This is a genomic window from Bacillota bacterium (genome assembly GCA_024653485.1).
GTDB lineage: Bacteria > Bacillota > SHA-98 > UBA4971 > UBA4971 > UBA6256.
On sequence record JANLFY010000017.1, the window covers coordinates 19,842 to 37,268 of the forward strand.

Annotated in this window: 16 protein-coding genes and 1 riboswitch; of the genes, 2 read left to right on the top strand and 14 right to left on the bottom strand. The window is 62.0% G+C overall.

The window, feature by feature from the left end; translation table 11 throughout:
• The first annotated feature begins 76 nt into the window (after nt 1-76).
• Entirely contained in the window at nt 77-466 is a 390-nt protein-coding gene (locus tag NUW12_11375; protein ID MCR4403352.1) for an HNH endonuclease, read from the top strand.
• Here the strand turns inward: NUW12_11375 and NUW12_11380 are convergent.
• The 12 genes from NUW12_11380 to NUW12_11435 all read right to left on the bottom strand — a co-directional run bounded on the left by NUW12_11380 (nt 442) and on the right by NUW12_11435 (nt 12,685).
• Nucleotides 442-1,353, bottom strand: a complete 912-nt coding sequence (locus NUW12_11380; protein ID MCR4403353.1) for a DNA adenine methylase — start codon at nt 1,351-1,353, stop codon at nt 442-444. The two genes, NUW12_11375 and NUW12_11380, sit on opposite strands and share 25 nt — an antisense overlap.
• Nucleotides 1,354-1,416: 63 nt before the next feature.
• A complete protein-coding gene (locus NUW12_11385; GenBank protein ID MCR4403354.1) occupies nt 1,417-1,653 on the bottom strand; it encodes a hypothetical protein in 237 nt (78 codons plus the stop codon).
• 591 nt (nt 1,654-2,244) lie between these two features.
• Nucleotides 2,245-3,456, bottom strand: coding sequence for a thiamine-monophosphate kinase (locus NUW12_11390; GenBank protein MCR4403355.1), 1,212 nt, complete (start codon nt 3,454-3,456; stop codon nt 2,245-2,247).
• A 162-nt stretch (nt 3,457-3,618) separates the two neighbouring features.
• Nucleotides 3,619-4,302: a thiamine phosphate synthase gene (gene thiE / locus NUW12_11395; GenBank protein ID MCR4403356.1), complete on the bottom strand. Its 684-nt coding sequence runs from the start codon at nt 4,300-4,302 to the stop codon at nt 3,619-3,621.
• Nucleotides 4,303-4,639: 337 nt separating this feature from the next.
• Nucleotides 4,640-5,494 (bottom strand): hydroxyethylthiazole kinase, encoded by an 855-nt coding sequence (gene thiM, locus NUW12_11400; protein MCR4403357.1) that lies wholly within the window; start codon nt 5,492-5,494, stop codon nt 4,640-4,642.
• Between the two features lie 18 nt (nt 5,495-5,512).
• The gene (locus tag NUW12_11405; GenBank protein MCR4403358.1) at nt 5,513-5,635 is read right to left on the bottom strand and encodes a hypothetical protein; all 123 of its coding nucleotides are present in this window, start codon (nt 5,633-5,635) and stop codon (nt 5,513-5,515) included.
• Between the two features lie 278 nt (nt 5,636-5,913).
• Nucleotides 5,914-6,762 (bottom strand): bifunctional hydroxymethylpyrimidine kinase/phosphomethylpyrimidine kinase, encoded by an 849-nt coding sequence (gene thiD, locus NUW12_11410; GenBank protein MCR4403359.1) that lies wholly within the window; start codon nt 6,760-6,762, stop codon nt 5,914-5,916.
• 74 nt (nt 6,763-6,836) lie between these two features.
• Entirely contained in the window at nt 6,837-8,129 is a 1,293-nt protein-coding gene (gene cytX, locus NUW12_11415; GenBank protein ID MCR4403360.1) for a putative hydroxymethylpyrimidine transporter CytX, read from the bottom strand.
• A gap of 223 nt (nt 8,130-8,352) precedes the next feature.
• Nucleotides 8,353-8,427, bottom strand: a riboswitch (TPP riboswitch).
• A 305-nt stretch (nt 8,428-8,732) separates the two neighbouring features.
• Nucleotides 8,733-9,173, bottom strand: coding sequence for a PIN domain-containing protein (locus NUW12_11420; protein MCR4403361.1), 441 nt, complete (start codon nt 9,171-9,173; stop codon nt 8,733-8,735).
• A complete protein-coding gene (locus NUW12_11425; protein ID MCR4403362.1) occupies nt 9,157-9,483 on the bottom strand; it encodes a hypothetical protein in 327 nt (108 codons plus the stop codon). Before NUW12_11425 ends, NUW12_11420 begins: the two co-directional genes overlap by 17 nt.
• Nucleotides 9,484-9,652: 169 nt before the next feature.
• On the bottom strand, nt 9,653-10,816 hold the full coding sequence (locus NUW12_11430) for a DUF362 domain-containing protein (protein ID MCR4403363.1): 1,164 nt from the start codon (nt 10,814-10,816) through the stop codon (nt 9,653-9,655).
• Between the two features lie 60 nt (nt 10,817-10,876).
• Nucleotides 10,877-12,685 (bottom strand): glutamine--tRNA ligase/YqeY domain fusion protein, encoded by a 1,809-nt coding sequence (locus tag NUW12_11435; GenBank protein MCR4403364.1) that lies wholly within the window; start codon nt 12,683-12,685, stop codon nt 10,877-10,879.
• 333 nt (nt 12,686-13,018) lie between these two features.
• Between NUW12_11435 and NUW12_11440 the strand changes: the two genes are divergently transcribed.
• Complete coding sequence (locus tag NUW12_11440) at nt 13,019-13,870, top strand: DegV family protein (protein ID MCR4403365.1); 852 nt, start codon at nt 13,019-13,021, stop codon at nt 13,868-13,870.
• Nucleotides 13,871-14,006: 136 nt separating this feature from the next.
• Here the strand turns inward: NUW12_11440 and NUW12_11445 are convergent, their stop codons facing one another.
• Entirely contained in the window at nt 14,007-16,349 is a 2,343-nt protein-coding gene (locus NUW12_11445; GenBank protein ID MCR4403366.1) for an ATP-binding protein, read from the bottom strand.
• Between the two features lie 595 nt (nt 16,350-16,944).
• Nucleotides 16,945-17,388, bottom strand: coding sequence for a DMT family transporter (locus NUW12_11450; GenBank protein ID MCR4403367.1), 444 nt, complete (start codon nt 17,386-17,388; stop codon nt 16,945-16,947).
• Nucleotides 17,389-17,427 lie beyond the last annotated feature (39 nt).

The window sequence follows — 17,427 nt, forward strand, 5'->3', positions numbered from 1 at the left end:
TAAGCAGGGAGGACGCCGCACTTTTTCAAAGGCCTTCAAGAAGCGCTTGGTCGACCATTACAGCTCAAAGTGTGCAATGTGTGGCACAAAATACGATAACCGATATCTTCAAATTGACCATCGCGTCCCCTATGAGGTGGGCGGCGATGAGAGCACGACAGAGGATTCACTAGAACCCTTCATGCTGTTATGCGGGGCCTGCAACAGACGAAAGAGCTGGTCTTGCGAACATTGTGACAACTGGCGCAAGACCAAAGATCCCAAGCTATGTAGGACTTGTTATTGGGGGTCACCTGAGTCCTACACACATGTGGCCCTGCGTCGTATCCGCCAACTGATAATCGCGTGGCTCGAAGATGAAGTAGACGAGTATGACGCAATAGCAGCTAGGGCGGAAAAGGAGGGAATACCAGTGCCGGAACTCATAAAACAGCTGCTAGCTCAGACATTAAACAGACATGCCTGACTGTGCTCAGGAGCTGGCCTCTCTTCGTGTTCGAGACGGTCTAGTAAGGCTGGAGAAAGGTATAATGATTCTACGGTCACGTCGTCTCGTCCAAGCAATGTGGCTTGACTTGATCTTCCTGCTGGCAACAGTATCCTCTTAAGTTTGAGGTGTGAAGGCAGTTCCCGTCCGTAGGTTCGCATACCACATCTGCCATCGAAACTTATCATGAAGGAAATGCTTTTCTTGTTCAGCCGTTCGAGCTCCTCAATAAACACCTGCACATCCAGCGGCTTAACATAACGGCGATCCTTATTTCCACTCACTCCTTGATAGGGAGGGTCCATATAGACTAGATCCTCAGGTTCTACCAACCGTAGGACGTCCCGATAGTCTTCTGACAGCACTACAGTTCGCCCGGCAAGAAGATGATGAGCGCGCAGAATCTCTCCTCTCATCTTGGCCGGTCTCATACCGAGCCGGCGATTGTCAGGTGACTGGTTGAATTTCCCCTCAGAGTTAAATCGCACGGCGTTCTTGACACACCGCGCTAACAAGTAGAGTAGCTTACTCGGTTGTTGATCCTGATTGAACTCGTCTCGAATACGATTGTAGGTAGCCTTTGGATCGCCCAACTGAGAGCGCCAAATCTCCTCGTATTCCCGCGCAAGGCGGTGAGGGTCCTGAAGGAGCAACACCCAAAGCTCAGCGAGCGGTTTCAGGCAGTCAGAAATGAGAAAACGCTGTGCTTTGTTCATACTCGCTGCAGCAAGCGAAATCGCAGCGAACCCTGCAAATGGTTCAACTAACCGCCCTGTAGTGACTGCTGGTGCCAACGCAAGGATTCTAGGGGCTAGGAGCCGCTTACTTCCTTGGTAAGGGATGGGACAAGGGATCTTGCCCGTCATCACGGCGCCACCTCCAGATACAGTCGAGGGTAGTTTGCTACGCGGTCTTCTTAGTCTCTTGCTTCATCTATCTTGCTCCACCCTAAAGCCCAAGCGGCTAAGGATTCTATACGCGTCCTGAGACGTAAAGCCTATGGGCGGGAGCCCCGTGACCTGAGATATGACTTGCTTTATGGGATACGCCTTGCCGTTCACTCTCACCAGATACTTAGACTTGCCCTCCGGCTCGACATATTCAAGCTTTTCCTCAACATCCGCCATGCTCAGATTGAAGACTGTCCCTCGTATCACGAACTGCATGGTACACCTCCTACATTTCCACTTCCTACACTTAATATACCATCGTCACCCTCAAGTGACAAGTCAACCCTAATTCCAGATGCAAGAAGTAGTCTCCTAACCGCTCTGTCATCCTTGCATGATCTCTCTGCTTCTCACCGTACTAGACCGCTCACGGCAGGCTGAGGGGACAAGAGTCCACAGCTAAAGGAAGGGGCACGCACGGGACGCGGGGACAACACCCTCCCGTGCGAGTCCTTCAGCCGCAGTTGAGGGTCAGACTGAGGACTCACGTAATGCACCTGTATGTGCGCGGTCAGGCACAAGCATGCTCCGAGATGCTTCGTAGACCAGCAAACCATCGCGGCACCCGGCGCGAGGCATAGCCTAGTTCAAGATGGTTCCCCATGTTCTTCCCGGACAGGGAACGCTACCCGAGGGTTCGGTATTCTTTGCAGACACACGGAATTCTGCTCATCCCGCTGTTGCTACGCATAGCGACCAGACAGGCGTTTAGTAGTCGCATATGGCGTGTCCGCCAAGCTGTCTTGGCGGACACGCAAACCTCCCAGCCGCAGCAATGCCTTGCGATGGCATCCTAATGGGAGCACTCTACGAAATGGGGACGGCAAAGTGGTCGTATCCCGCTCGGGACAGTGCCCGGGTCTCCCCGCCCGCCATAGCAAGGCTCACCCCTCTCTCGCCGGGCAGAATCTCGCCGACGACTTGAAGGCGTCCCCCTACGGCGGCCAGCGCGCGCGAGACGGTTTCCATCCGATCGCGTGGGAAAGTGAACACGAGCTCGTAGTCCTCGCCGCCAAACAGCGCCCAGTCGAGGGGATCGCGCCCCAGAGCGCGCGCTGCTGACGCGGTGGCCTCGCTGATGGGCACGTCCACCGCGTACACCACGGCGCCGACACCGCTTTCCTCTGCGATGTGATTGACCTCGTTCGCAAGGCCGTCGCTGATGTCCATCATGGCGGTGACTGCTCCGCTCTGGGCCAGTGCCTGGCCCTCGGGCACCCGGGGCATAGGCTGAAGGTGCGCCCGGACAAGCTCCTCCACCCAGGTGGGGCTGGCGAGGCTGGCGGGGCCGGAGCTGATCGCGGCACTTACTCCGCTATCAGTCGTCCGTGGCCGGCGTGGGCTTGCCATCGTCCTAGAGGTCCCAGACTGAGAGGGACTGGCCACTGCATCATCAGTCCGGCAATGAAGGAGCCACGCGAGTCCCGCCGCGGAGGCGCCCAGGTGGCCCGTGACGGCCACGAGATCGCCAGGCCGCGCGCCAGCCCTGGTGACGGGGCTGTCCGCCTGTCCCATGATCGCGACGTCTATGACGATAGCTTGCGGGGACTTGACCGTATCTCCGCCCACGATCTCAACGACGAAGCGCTCAGCGACAGCCAGCATGCCGTCGTAGATGGCGTCCACGTACGCGTCGCCGACGCTGTTGTTGAGCCCAACCGAAGCGAGAGCGTAGAGGGGAACGCCGCCCATGGCGGCGATGTCGCTCACGTTCACGGCGAGCGCCTTCCATCCGAGCTGCCAGGGGGTGATAAGGCGCCTATCGAAGTGGACGTCCTCGACGAGCATGTCGATGCTGGCCAGGAGGTGTCCGCGGGGCGGCCGCAGTACGGCGGCGTCGTCACCTATCCCCAGGATTGCCGCGCACGCCGCCGAGCGTGCCGCTGCCACGCGCCGCCTTATGCGGCCGATGAGACCGAACTCGCCACCCTTAATACCAGTCCCGGTCGTCATCTCAACCTCCCGGCTTTCTGCCCCTCGACGCCTGCACTCTCGGCTTTCGTCTCCGTGACGTTCCATCTTAGATCGACCGCCTCCCAAGCCCTCAGGGGCTTTCAGGATCCCAGGCCCTCCCCGGCTGTCTGCGTCCCTCTACGCGTCCCGCTCGTCTCAGGCTCCAGTCGCTATCCAGCCGCTACCCAGCAGCCACTATAGGTGGCCACCTGCGAGAGAGGTCAGCGGCTACCTGCAAACCCCTCCGCGTAAGACCCCTCCGCGCAGCGCAAGGGCTTCGTCTACGATCGTCCGAAGTTCCCGGGCCGCCGCCTGGATGTCTTCCGCGGCCACGACCGCCGATACGACGGCGATCCCGGCGACCCCCGTCGCTATTACCTGCGCCGCGTTGCTCCTAGACACCCCGCCTATGGCGACCACGGGCAGGCGCGTAGCCTGCACGATCCCCGCCAGGCCCGCGAGTCCAAGGGGGGCCACTGCCGCGTACTTCTTGGTGTCGGTCGGGAACACCGCAGCGGTCCCGAGGTAGTCGGCGCCTAGAGCCTCCCCCTCCGCGGCTTGCTGGGCGTTGTGCACGGTCAAGCCGACTATCTTGTCCGGCCCCAGTAGCTTGCGGGCGAGCGGCACGGGGAAGTCTTCCTGGCCGAGATGGACGCCGTCGGCGTCCACGGCGACCGCCACGTCAACGCGGTCGTTCACTATGTAAAGCGTGCCCGTGTCCCTCGTGATTCGCCTCAGCCTGAGCCCTACCTCCACCATCCGCCCGGCGTCCCAGTTCTTCGCGCGGAACTGGACGGCCGTCGCGCCGCCCGCTATGGCGAGAGACACGACCTCCTCCTCGTCTCGTCCCTTCGCAAGATCCCTGTCGGTCACCACGTAGAGCTTCAGGCTCTGGAGGAGCCTTTCCTGCATATCCTGCATAGCCTGCACCACCTCCGTAGCCTCCACCGCACTCACCGGTCTTGCCACCCTCTCCGCCCCTTCCGCATGCGTTACCTCCGGTCGGTGCCGCGTCTGCGGCTCCGGGGCAGCCTCCCGCGTCGTCACATGCCCGAGTGTCGATCCTGGCGTTCGGGAGCTGCTCCCGCCTCCGTTCCTACCGCCCGCGCCTTTGACTCCGCCTTGGTCTCCGCTTTCGCCTCCGCTTTGACCTCCGCGACCATCCACGCCCCCGCCTCCACGGGCACGGGCCTTGCCGTCCTCGCCGCCGAAAGCCCTCATCCCTAGCACCCCGCGTCGCACACTCCGCCTACATCCTCACCTTGAGGCCGCTCCCGAGCTCCTCGGGAGTCATGTTGAACAGGCAATCGAAGAGCGCCGCCTCGAAGCTCCCCGGGCCCTCGCTCCTCGCCGCGGCGAGCTCCGCTGCGTAGCCGTAGTACGCGAGAGCCCCCGCCGTCGCCAGGAGCAGGTCGCCCTCGCCCTCCACCGCCGCGAAAGCCGCCACGACCGAGGTGGCCATGCACCCGGTGCCGGTCACGTGACGCAGCAAGGGATGGCCGTTTTCTACAACGGCCAGGCGGTCCCCGTCGCTCACGAAATCCGCCGCTCCTGTCACCGCGACCACGCACCCGAGCTTTCTCGCGGTCTCGCGCGCGAGGGAAGCCTTGTCGTGGTGTCCGCTCACGGAGTCCACGCCTTTGATGGTGGCCCCGAACCCGCCGATGACCGAGACCTCCGCTTCGTTTCCGCGCAACACGGATACACGCACTTCTGACAGGATGCGCTCGACGCTTTTGGTTCGTAGGGGCGTCGCTCCCGCGCCCACCGGATCGAGCACTACCGGGATCGAGCGCTCGTTAGCGGTCTTTCCCGCAAGGATCATGGCTTCGACAAGCTCGGGAGTGAGTGTGCCGATGTTAAGGACGAGCGCACTCGCCGCGCTCGCCATGTCACAGACCTCTTCCAGGGCGTGCGCCATCACCGGGGACGCGCCCACCGCCAAGGTAACGTTGGCGGTTATGTTCGTGACCACGACGTTCGTGATGTGGTGCACAAGGGGAGCCTGCTCCCTCACCTTTCGAAGAACCTCGGGAATGCGTGCTACGAGACTCGGATCTCCTATCGGACCTGCTGGCTCTCTCGTTGCGTATCCGGTCGTCATGACCTCTCTGCCCCTCCTCTAGTCCTCTTCGTCCTCCACATCCTGCTCATCCTCATCATCCCCTTCACCTGCTTCATCTGCTTCACTCCGCTGCAGCCACTGTATCCGCTTCCTCCGCTTCATCTGCTCTATCCGCTTCATCCTGCTCATCTTCCTCATCCGCTCTAGCGGCTTCAGCCCGTTCATCCGCTCCAGCCGGCCAGCCGGCTCAGCCCCCTCAAGTTTAGGGGGGCGGCCGCACGTGTGCACGCTCGCGCGCTCGTACACCTGTGCCGCGCACACCCGTACGCCGGCACGCGCACACCTGCGCGCCGGTACGCACATACTCTCGCGCCCGATCTCCCGCACGTCGCCACCCTCGCGAGAGCGCTCCCTGACTCTCCCGCTCCTGGACCGCTCCACCGTCGGAACCGCCCTACCTACCGGCGGAAGTAGAAGTGGTTAGTTGGCCCGCACCCGTGGCCGAGGGAAAGCGAGTTCGCCACCGCCCACGTGATGTAGTCCTTCGCGGCACGAAGCGCCTCCTGAACCTTCATGCCTAGGGCGAGATACGCCGCTATGGCCGCGGAGTACGTGCACCCGGTCCCATGTGTGTTCGCGGTGGCGTAACGCTTGGCACGGAGCTCGATGAACTCCTCACCGTTGAACGCTATGTCCACCGAATCCCCAGGCTGCTCCCGCAGGTGACCGCCCTTTACCACGACCCACTCCGGTCCCATGTCCTTTAGCCGTTGCGCAGCTAGCCGTGCTTCTGACGAGCTCTTGATTGCGACGCCCAGGATAGCCTCGGCCTCGGGGATGTTGGGAGTGAGCACGGTAGCGAGCGGCAGCAGGCGCCGGACGAGCGCGTCTCTCGCGTCGGGCGACAGGAGCGGCACGCCGGTCTTGCTCACCATCACGGGATCCACGACCAACTTCCGCACCGAGTGTCGCCTGATGGAGTCCGCCACCGCCTCTATGATGGCCGCGGTGGCGAGCATTCCGGTCTTGGCCGCGCCAACCTGCAGGTCCATCAAGACCGCGTCGAGCTGGGCGACGACGAAGCCGGGGTCAAGCACGGACACTCCCGGCACGCCGAGGGTGTTCTGAGCGGTCACCGCGGTGAGCGCGACCGCCCCGAACACGCCGAGGGACGTGAACGTCTTGAGGTCCGCTTCTATCCCCGCTCCCCCGCCGCTGTCCGACCCGGCGATCGTAAGAGCCACCGGGACCGTATCCGGCTCGGTTCGCTCGAAATTGGGCGCTACATACTTCGAGATCCTCACCATCAAGTCACCTCAGGCTTTCTTGAATCAAGACATGTCCTGTTTTCGTGCGGCAGAGCGTCGTGCTGCAGAGAACATCACGTGACAGCACCGTCGGTTGGCGCACTGAGCCGGGACGCCCGCCGGATCATTCCCAACACGTAGATGAGACCAGCAGCTATAAGGCTTGGTATCGATGCCCCTATCGAGAGACCATTCTCAGTGCACGCGTAGTACGTGACCACGCCTATGACCCACGCAATCATGGCATGAGGGTTCACGCCGTGAACATACCAGTACGCACCTCCGTGTTTGAACAGCTCCTGAACCAACAGCTTTCTCCTCCTAACAAGGAAGTAGTCCGACAAGACGATCCCGAACAGGGGTACAAAAACGCCCCCTATGAACAGAAGGAAGCTTTCATAGCGCTCGATGGGGAAGATGGCCGCCACCAGAGTGCCGATGAACCCAGCCGCGAGAATGAGATGGCGCTCAGGCAGCCGTGGGAATAGGTTCTGAGTGGACACCGCAGTTGAGTACACATCGAGGAAGGCGGTTGTGATCGTAGAGAAAGCCACTATGACCAGCGCGACTGCCCCAATCCCCAGCCTTATGAGGATCCCGACTACATCGGCTGTCCCCGCGGCTAGAGCAGAGATCAAGCCTAACGCATACATGAGGAAACTCGAGACGAAGTATCCTATCCAGGACCCGAAGAACCAGCCTTTCGCCCCTCTCCCAAACCTTGAGTAGTCGGCAACTAGGGGAAGCCATGACAGAGGCATCGCTATTACCAGGTCAGTCGCGTACCCAAGGCTCATCCCCCCGCCCCCGTTTGCCGCCTGGAGGTCGCCTAGACCCCGCGTCGATAGGATCCTGTACCCTACATAGAGGGTTAGCACGAGAAGCAGACCAGAGACAATGGGCCCGAGCCATCCCCAACCCTTACGACCCGCCCAGGCCCAGGCGGTCGTCGCCGCGCCCATCACCACCACCCACGTCAGGTAACCGGAGAAGCCGCAGATCTGCGAGCTTAGAGTGTTCAGTGCCCTCGCCGCGACGACCAACATCACGGCCGTCCATCCTACGAGCTGGATCACGTTCAACACAGCCGCCAGATACGAGCCTCTAACCCCAAAAGACGGCCTCACCGAGACCATCGACGGGATCCCGTGATCCGTGCCGACCACACCGCCAAGCGTGAGGAACGTGTTGCCCAGAAAATGCCCTAGGAGATTCGCCGCAGTTCCCATCAGAAGACCGGCTGGGGCCAGAAAGCCGCCTGCCAGCACCTCAGCAAGGGATATGCCCGCGCCTACCCATATGAAGAAGAATGCCCCTGGCCCCATGGTTCGTTGGTCCACTGGAATTGGTTCAACCTCTGTTGCCACACCTATCTCCCTTCCTCAAGGGCTCGCGTGGCCGCGCTCGTCCGGCCTCTCATCTCCTCTGCCCCTGATCTCCTCTCACCTGCCCGCCAACGAGCAAACGGCGAGCACAACGAACACAACAAACGAACACAACAAAGGAGCCGTGCCACTTGGGTCACGGCTCCCGGACTTACAGTCTCGGCGACGAGCTCGGCAACGCAGCCGCCGGCTGTCTTGCCGCCCGCTTCCCTACGGTGGCATTACCCACATCAGGTTCAAGGGGTTCGGGTCGCACCCGTCTCAGCTCAAGCCACCACAGACCGCCGCGCAGCTGCGTCGCTGGGGTTCCACGCAGCCGCTCTAGCCGTCGCCTCGCGCCGCTCGCCCGCATGGTGGCTTTCGCTCCCCCACGGAACGGTCATGTGTAGTTTTTCAAGAGGATTATAGTCCGGCACTTCCCCTTCAGTCAACGTATCTGATAACCGTACTGGGACCTCTCTTCTTCATTGACCCGAGACTTACCTTCAGTAACCGTGCGCTCGCTTCCATCAGGCGCCCGACTCGACTCCCCAAGCGTTTCAACGCCGCAGTATACTCGATGCCTCAGTCAACTCGTTGTCTTGGCTAGCATCGCTGCCAGGTCACGGCAGGCAGCATTTCGAAACCCATCTGCCCGAAGTGAGAATCGAACGTGAACGCCTTGTCGCACCCGATCCTCGACATGATGACGAAGCTTAGGCAATCAACGAAGCTGAAGTCCTTGTCATGGTACTTCTGTGCGAGCTGCCAGGCAGCTTCTTCATCCGCCGGACTCGCACGGATGTACCGCAAGACCTTGCTCTCTCGAATGTAGGTGCCTACTGATATTGCGTCAGCGTGGGTCCTGCGGAAGTAGGAGTATACCTCGGCGAAGACGAAATTCGTTGTGACCAACTGGACTCGCAGGTCGCGCATGCGTTCAGGGGTGAAGAACCCCTTCGCCGCCTCGTGGTGTCTGTCGCTCGCGTCGTGCAAGGCAATGAACGCCGAGGTGTCTATGAAGAGCCAGTCACCTGGACGTGCCATCCGGCCTACCTTCTGTTTCCGCGGGCGTTCCTTGGCGGCGAGATCGAGCGGGTCTCGTCCGGTAGATGTAGCGGTCGTGGTCCACGGAACCCTCCTTGCGCCCTGTCGCCACAGCAGTTGCCGCAATGCGGAACAGCGGGTCGCCGTCCGCGACGATCTCGGCGCCTCCCATTTCCTTGTCTATCAGACTCCGGACCACTTCGGCGATGCTCGTGTTGTACTTGGCCGCGCTTTCTTTGAGAAAGAGGTACTGGGCCTCGTCCAAGTAAAGCTGCGTCCTGTACTTATCCCTTCTTGCCATTCTTGCCACACCATCCGCCTCCACTTACAGGACAATGCATTACAGCATGTGCCCCAATCACCCGTTCTTACGTTCTCACTGGCCAGCCGTGTTTGCGACGTCCGCCGGCCGTGTCCGGGGGAGCTCGTTCCCTGACGAGGAGGGGATGAGCGAACGCGGTGAGTTCCTCGGCTCCGGTCTAGAACCACTCGAGCGCGCGGTCCGCGATGGCAGCAAGGGTCCCGCGGCGAAGGGAGATGGCTCCTTCAGGACACATCTCGTGGCAGCAGAAACACCGTATGCACCTGTGGCGATCTATCATCGCGGTCCCCACCGAATCCACCGTTATGGCCTCGGGCGGGCATGACTGCGCGCAGACCCCACATGCGACGCACTTCGCTGCGTCCACCCACGGGCTTGCGGTGACGTGCTTCCGGACCGCCCTGATAAAGGTGAATATCCCCGAGGTCGCTCGCGCCGCAGGCGGCAAGGCGAAGTCGGTCACGTGGAAGTCCTCGGGTCGCGCCCCCACAACCTCTATCTCCTCGGGGCGCGTGCCCCGCTTCCCGATCTCCCTCGCGGCTCGTAAGTACGGCACGCGCATGGGATCCACCCCGGCGAGCCGAAGGGATACGACATCCAGGGCGACCGGGTCCTCCGACGCCAGTATGGCCCCGATGTGCCTGGTCCGCCCGTGCGAAGGCCCGTTGCCGTCCATGGCCACCACCGCATCGAGAATCGACAGGCTGGGCTTCACGAGGTCTACGAGGTCCAGCAACACTAGGGAGAAGGTGCGGGGATCGTTATACCTCAGGTGCATGCGCAGTTTCTCCTTGCCCGCGATGCACCCAAAGAGATTCTTCACGGCCCCCGTGAACGTCGTGAATCCGTGGGTCTTCATCTTGGCCACATTGATGATGGCAGAGACGTCAGCGACTGGCCGGCCAAGGACGAACTCCTTGCACACCCGCCCGGCCGGGTGCTTTCGCGCCACGCCCTCGCCGAGAGACACGAGGTCCACGCCCGCCTCATGGCAGACCGCGGCTATCCCGCACTTCGCAGCGACATCGGACACGCTGCCGTGGCCGGGGCTGTCTCCCACCACGACGCTCGCCCCGGCCCGCTTCAGAACATTGAGGACGGCGCCCACGACCGCGGGATGGGTGGTCACGGCCCTGTCCGGCGGGTAGGGTGAGAGCATGTTGGGCTTGACCAGCACAAACCCTTCACTTGGCAGGAATGCCTTGGCGCCGCCGAGGAGGTCGATGACCGAGCCGACCGCCTGTGAGACATCGTCCCGCAAGTACGACCCGCACACACCGAGAGCTACCCTGGTCTTCAGGGTGATCCCTCCAATCCGCATCTCTCCAACCCACATCCCCGGCACCGGTAGGCGACCTTCGAAGCACGTTTTCGGGGCTCTTCAGCCTTCTGGTCCGACAGTGCCGCCGACAGTGCCGCCCCCCTTTTGCAGCCGGGCCCACTCGTCCTTCAGGTCCACCGTGCGGTTGAACACGAGCCGCCTCGCCCCGCGCGCCCCATCTGCCTCGCCCGAGGCAGCGCCAACGCAGCCCGCATCGCCCGAAGCAGCGACCCCACAGCCCTCACTATCTTCAGCAGCGCCCGCGGCGCCTCGCGACGAATCCGGATCCACGCAGAAGTACCCGAGGCGCTCGAACTGGAACCTGTCGCCCGGCACCGCTTCCGCCAGCGACGGCTCCACTTTGCACCCCGTGAGCACCTCGAGGGAGTCCGGGTTCACGCACGAAAGGAAGTCTTCCTCGGCCGCCGGGTCTTCCTTTGTGAAAAGCCTATCGTACAGCCGCACCTCAGCGTCCACCGCGTGCGCTGCCGACACCCAGTGCAGCGTGGCCTTTACCCGGCGCCCGTCCGGGGTCGAGCCCCCGAGCGTGTCCGGGTCGTACGTGCAGTGCAACTCCGTCACCTCGCCCGTCGTCTCGTCCTTCACCACCCCGGTGCACCTGACGAGACACGCGTACCTCAGCCTCACCTCGCGTCCGGGCGCAAGACGGTAGAACTTCGGCGGCGGCTCTTCCCTGAAATCGTCCCGCTCGATGTAGAGCACCTTCGAGAACGGCACCTTTCGCGTCCCCATGGACGGGTCCTCGGGGTTGTTCACTGCCTCGAGCCACTCAACTTTGCCCTCGGGGTAGTTGTCGATGACCACTCGGAGCGGACGCAGGACGGCCATCACGCGCTGGGCCCGCCGATTCAGGTCCTCGCGGACGCAGTGCTCGAGCAGGGCGATATCCACGACGCTGTTGGCCTTGGCAACACCGATGCGTTCGCAGAAGGCGCGAATCGACTCCGGCGTGTAGCCGCGCCGCCGCAGGCCCGATATGGTGGGCATCCTGGGGTCGTCCCAGCCGGACACGAGCCCGCGCTTAACAAGCTCTAGGAGCTTGCGTTTGCTCATCACGGTGTAGTTCAGGTTGAGCCGGGCGAACTCGATCTGACGGGGCCGGCTCGGTACGCTCACGTTCTCGATGAGCCAGTCGTAAAGCGGCCGATGGTCCTCGAACTCCAGAGTGCAGATGGAGTGGGTGATCCCCTCGAGAGCGTCGGAGAGCGGGTGGGCGAAATCGTACATCGGGTATATGCACCACTTGTCACCCGTCCGGTGGTGCGCCGCCCTCAAAATGCGGTAGAGAACGGGGTCGCGCATGTTGAGGTTCGGCGACGCCATGTCTATCTTCGCTCTGAGAACGCGCGAGCCGTCCGGGAATTCCCCAGCCCGCATGCGCCGGAAAAGATCGAGGTTCTCTTCGACCGAACGGTTACGGTACGGGCTCTCTCTCCCGGGCTCGGTGAGCGTGCCCCGATACTCCTTGATCTCCTCTGGGCTCAGGTCGCACACGTATGCTTTGCCCGCCTTGATGAGTTCGACCGCAAACTCGTAGAGCTGCTCGAAATAGTCGGACGCGTAAAACAGCCTGTCCTCCCAGTCGAAGCCCAGCCACCGGATGTCATCTTGAATGGATTCGACGTACTCCACGTCCTCTTTCGTCGGGTTGGTGTCGTCGAAGCGGAGGTTGCACAGGCCGCCGTACTTCGCCGCGATTCCAAAGTTCAGGCAAATCGCCTTGGCGTGCCCTATGTGCAGGTATCCGTTGGGTTCGGGCGGGAAACGCGTGTGCACGCGGCCCTCATTCTTTCCTCTCTTCAGATCCTCGTCGATGATGTCCTCGATGAAGTTTGAAGGTGCCGTCATCCTGTAGACTTCCACCGCCTGAACCTCCTCGGATCTCGCGCTGACGTAACTAAATTCTACCACACGACCGTGCCCAGGTCTAGGCAGGACGCCGGATGCAGGCGTATACTCCACTCGTGCTTTCTCCGCTCTCGTCTGCCCTCGTCTCGTCTTCCCTGATTTCGTCCCCCTGCCCTAGTCTGCCCCGCCCTCGAGTCTGCCCGCCTTCGTCTCCCCTGCTTTACACAAAGCTCAAACCCGCATATACTCTCCCTTGGGATGTCATTTGCGCCATCACGTGGGATCAAAGGCTCATTCTTCCATACACAGTCTTCTCGGGAGGTGCGTTTCCCAGTGCCGGGCGTCAAAGTCATCACTGACTCCACTTCTGACCTCTCTCCGGAACTCATCAGTAAGTATGGAATCACCGTGATCCCCTACGTCGTCAATTTCGACTCCGACAGCTTCCAGGACGGGGTGGACATCTCAACAGAGAAGCTCTTCGCACTGGTCGCAAAGCGGCAGATGCTTCCCAAGACCGCAGCCCCGAGCCTCGGGCATTTCCGGCGAGTCTTCGAAGAGGCGTTGAAAGACGGGAGCGACATCGTGTACATCGGCATCTCGAGCAAGTTCTCGTCGGGCACGCCCACCGCGAAACTCGCCGCCGCGGACTTCGACGACGGAAAGGTCACCGTGATCGACTCGGCGAACCTCTCAACTGGCATCGGGCTCCAGGTGCTCCTCGCCTGCGAGTTGGCCGCTGCGGGCAAGACCGCGAGCGACATAGGGACCGCTGTCGCCGATGTCATCCCTCGCGTGAAAACGTCCTTCATCATCGACACCTTGGACTATCTCAGAATGGGCGGAAGATGTTCGGGCGTCCAAGCCCTCGTCGGAAACCTCCTCCGGATACGGCCGGTGATCTCTGTGGTTGACGGCGGCATGGTGGTATCGGCCAAGGTGAGAGGTCCGAGGAAGAAGGCCCTTGACAAACTGCTCGACGATTTCAGAGCCGACGCGGACCGCGTGGTGCGGGATCGAGTCTTCGTGACTCACACCGGGTGCCATGAAGACGCCCTCTATCTGATGGACGGGATCCGGGACGCAGCGCCTGCAGTGAAAGAAGTCCTCGAAACCATCGCCGGAGCCGTTGTGGCCAGTCACTGCGGCCCGGATACCATAGGGATACTATACATCGTGGAGTAGAGCTGTGGGACGGCACCCGAGCCACCACGGCTAGGACGTTCCGTGCCGTTGGGTCTCGCCTCGCATGGCGTTTGGCGGGACCAGTCTCGCGTGCTCGATGGGCACGCCCGCCGCCCACCTTGCAATGTGGGTTGGCCTACGCACCTTTCGGCGCGACAGGCAGCACCACCGTAAACGCGGACCCTTCGCCGGGTGCGCTCTGGGCACGTATAGTGCCGCCGTGCTGCTTCGCGATTTGCATGGAAATGGTGAGCCCCAGGCCTGTCCCGTGCTTCTTAGTGGTGAAGAACGGCCGGAAGAGATGGGACATGACGTCTGCGCTCATCCCCGGCCCGGTGTCGCGGAACTCGACTTCCACAAAGCGCCCGTCCGCGGAGGTCCGGGTGGACACGCGTAGTTCGCCGCCTCCCACAGGAGCCATCGCCTCGAGGCCGTTCCTGCAAAGATTCAGGAATACCTGCCCCAGCTTCGTGCCGTCGGCCATGACCTCCGGCGTGTCATCGGCGTACGCCCTCACGATCGTGATTCCGGCGTCCAAAGCCTGGGGTTCCACGGCCTCGAGAACCTCTTCGAGCATGCCCGTGAGAGAAAGCGGCTCGAGCTCCGGTGTCATGGGCTTCACGAGCAGTGAGAAGTCCTCCACGATGTTGCTGATCTGATCGACCTGACGAAACAGCCGCTCTATCCTGCTCTTCATGGAGTCAGGCACGGACGGGTCGGACTGCATCACCTGCAGATAACCTTTGATCACCGCAAGCGGATTCTTGATTTCATGGGCGGCTCCCGCAGCGAGTTGCTCCAGGGTCGCTATCCGCTCCGCCATGGCCTGTTGCCCTGCGCCTAACGCACGGCGAGTTCGAAGCGACATGTTCTCCCAAGGAGCGGCGATGTCGTCGCACACGGCATCCAGGAACTCGAGTTCCGCCTGGGAAAACGCCTCGCCGCCCGGCCTGCCCAGTACCAGGACGGCGCTGACGGACGCACCAGTCCAGAGCGGCGCGATTACCCCTGCCTGCCAACGCGGGTGCGGAAGGGAAACCCTCTGTACCCCAGGCGCGCTCCCGAATGGTCTCGCATTTCGCAGTGCCTGGTACACCCATGCCTCTGCGTTGGGATCTCCGCTCGAGCGTCGCGCAGCGTCCTCAGACAGCATCGGGACCTCGGCAGCCGATGCCGCTTCGCCTGCTTCCCTCGTTCCCTTGTGGCTGGGACCACTGCCTGGGTCGACTATGGAAAACAAACATGATTGGACGACCGCGAAATCCTCGGACCCGTTGCGACGCTCCGCAAGCGCACCAACCTCAAACTCGACGCCAGCTCTCAACCCTCTGAGGAGTACTTCAGCCGCATGTGCGGGACTGCTGCACGTCTTGCTGACGGCCTCGAAGGCTTCAACGAGACTAGACCTTGTTTCCCCCGCAGCTTCGAGACGGTGCACGCTCGTCTCCGCAAAGGCCTCGCTGAGCGCCTCGGCCACGGCTTCCATGAGTCGCGTGTCCGCGAGTTCCAGTCTCTCGCCCTGGGAAACCCAAAGCTCAAGCACACCTACGGTCTCCCGCCCGCACCGGACCGGCAGGCAGACCACTGTGCCTTCCGCACGTCCTCTGGCCTTGTACACCAGCGGGCATGCATGTCCTTCAGACCCTGCACTGATTCCTCCAGCCTCATTCCGCGCGAGCAATCCACACCTCGAGGAGTGAACCGGCTCCATTCCCCTCGCGGAGGACGGCCGTCCGGATGATGCCAAGACTTCGAGCTCCCCTGTCTCGAGGTTCAAGACCCTGAACACCGCGGCATCAACGAGGCAGGCCTTGTGAAGGAGTAGGACGGCAGCGTCCAACAGGCAGCACAGCCGGCTCGCGGTCCGGAGCACAGCTCGAGCTCTCAGCACCTTGAGAAGGCGAGGAGCTCCTCGGGCAAACTCCCTATCGTGAAGTAGCCGACGCGCGACGTCTGCCAGCTGATCCGTTATCGCGCGAAGGAGTTGTTCAGACTCGGTCGTAAACGATGGCGACGATCTCCCCCGGAAGACCGCGATCGCCGCCACCAGGCACCCGTCCTCGCCGAGCACGGGCGCAACCAACATCGACGACACGTCGAGCGCGTCCCGCACGTCGCTCGGAAGCTCCGCCCTGGTGCCCTGCCGGGCAGCAACCGCAACGTAGCCGGCCACGTACGTCCAGAGGCGTCGAAGCCTCTCGGATGGCGGCTGCGGATCGACGTTCGCGAAAGACTGGGTCGTCGACTGCGCGGTAGGATCCACCTCGACGAGCAGGGCATGGTCTGCCCGGCACGCGAGGCGAACGACGCGTAGCAGCTCGCGACAGAATCTCGCTCTCCCGCTGCGGTCGCCGATGAAGAAGATGTCCTTCGCCGCCAGCGCAACCCAGCACGTCCCCTGAGGTGAGCGCGACATCCCTGCAAACGCGGCGTGCGGCACGCGAGAGTCTCCCCTGTCGCGATGTCGACCGTAAGTCACAGCGGCATTACCTCGCTACCTTCTCGAACCCCCCTCTTGCCATGGTCAATACGGCGGGGGATTCAGGCTCGAGTGCTCGAACCTCTGCCGAGGTCCACACGGCCGCCGGCGCGTCCAGCGCTCCGCAAATCCGCACAGGGCAAGACGCTCGACGACCACCAGCAACCACGGCCTTTGCGCACGCACTGGGCCGGGACCACCGATGGTCGCGGACTTCGCCGCAGCCACATCACGTTGACACTGCCCGGAGCTTTTCTGCTCCTCCGCGCACTCGAATCGGGCGCGCTCAGTCCCTCCCTGCTGGCCCGCCTCCAGCCGGGAGCGGTCGTCTGGGCGCAGCGGTAACACTACGTAGCTCTACCATCCGATGCAGCGGAAAGATGCAGCAACGATGCTTCCCAAGGAGCCCCTAGGAGGGCAGCTGGGCTCAAGTCTTGCCAGGACAAGTTGTATTGCTTTCTCCAAATGTATTGCTTTCTCTAGTAGCAACATTCGACGGGACAATAGTATTCCCTGCCATTAGGAGCGATTTCAGCCCAATTTGACGGCCGTCTGCAGGACCGATGAATCCCGCCGTGGCGCCGTCCATGCCCTCTCATCCGAGCAAGAGCTTGGCTCCAGCCGCGAGCAGCAGTAAGCCTAGACCTTTCAGCCACGTAAGAGGCATAGAGCGAAGACCGAAGAGGCCAAAGTGATCTATGAGCAACGCGGTGAGTACTTGCCCAACTATTATCGAGGTGGTAGCTATGGCCGCGCCCAGCTTCGGTATGCTCGACATCACTCCCCACACTATGAGCACTCCGATGATGCCGCCGAGCGGGCCGTACCAGGGCCCTTTCGTGACTCGACCGAGATCGCCCCCACCCATCTTCATCGCAAACAACAGGAATGACACGCTGACGAGGCCAACGATGTGGACGACGAAGACGGCCTCCCATTGGCCTACCACCTTGCCGAGCCTGGCGTTAATTGACCCTTGTACTGCCATGGCGACCCCGGAAACGAGGGCGACGAGCAGCGCAACGACTTTGGCGGACATGTCTGCGGTAAACACCCCACACGGGTCTCGAGATCCTCT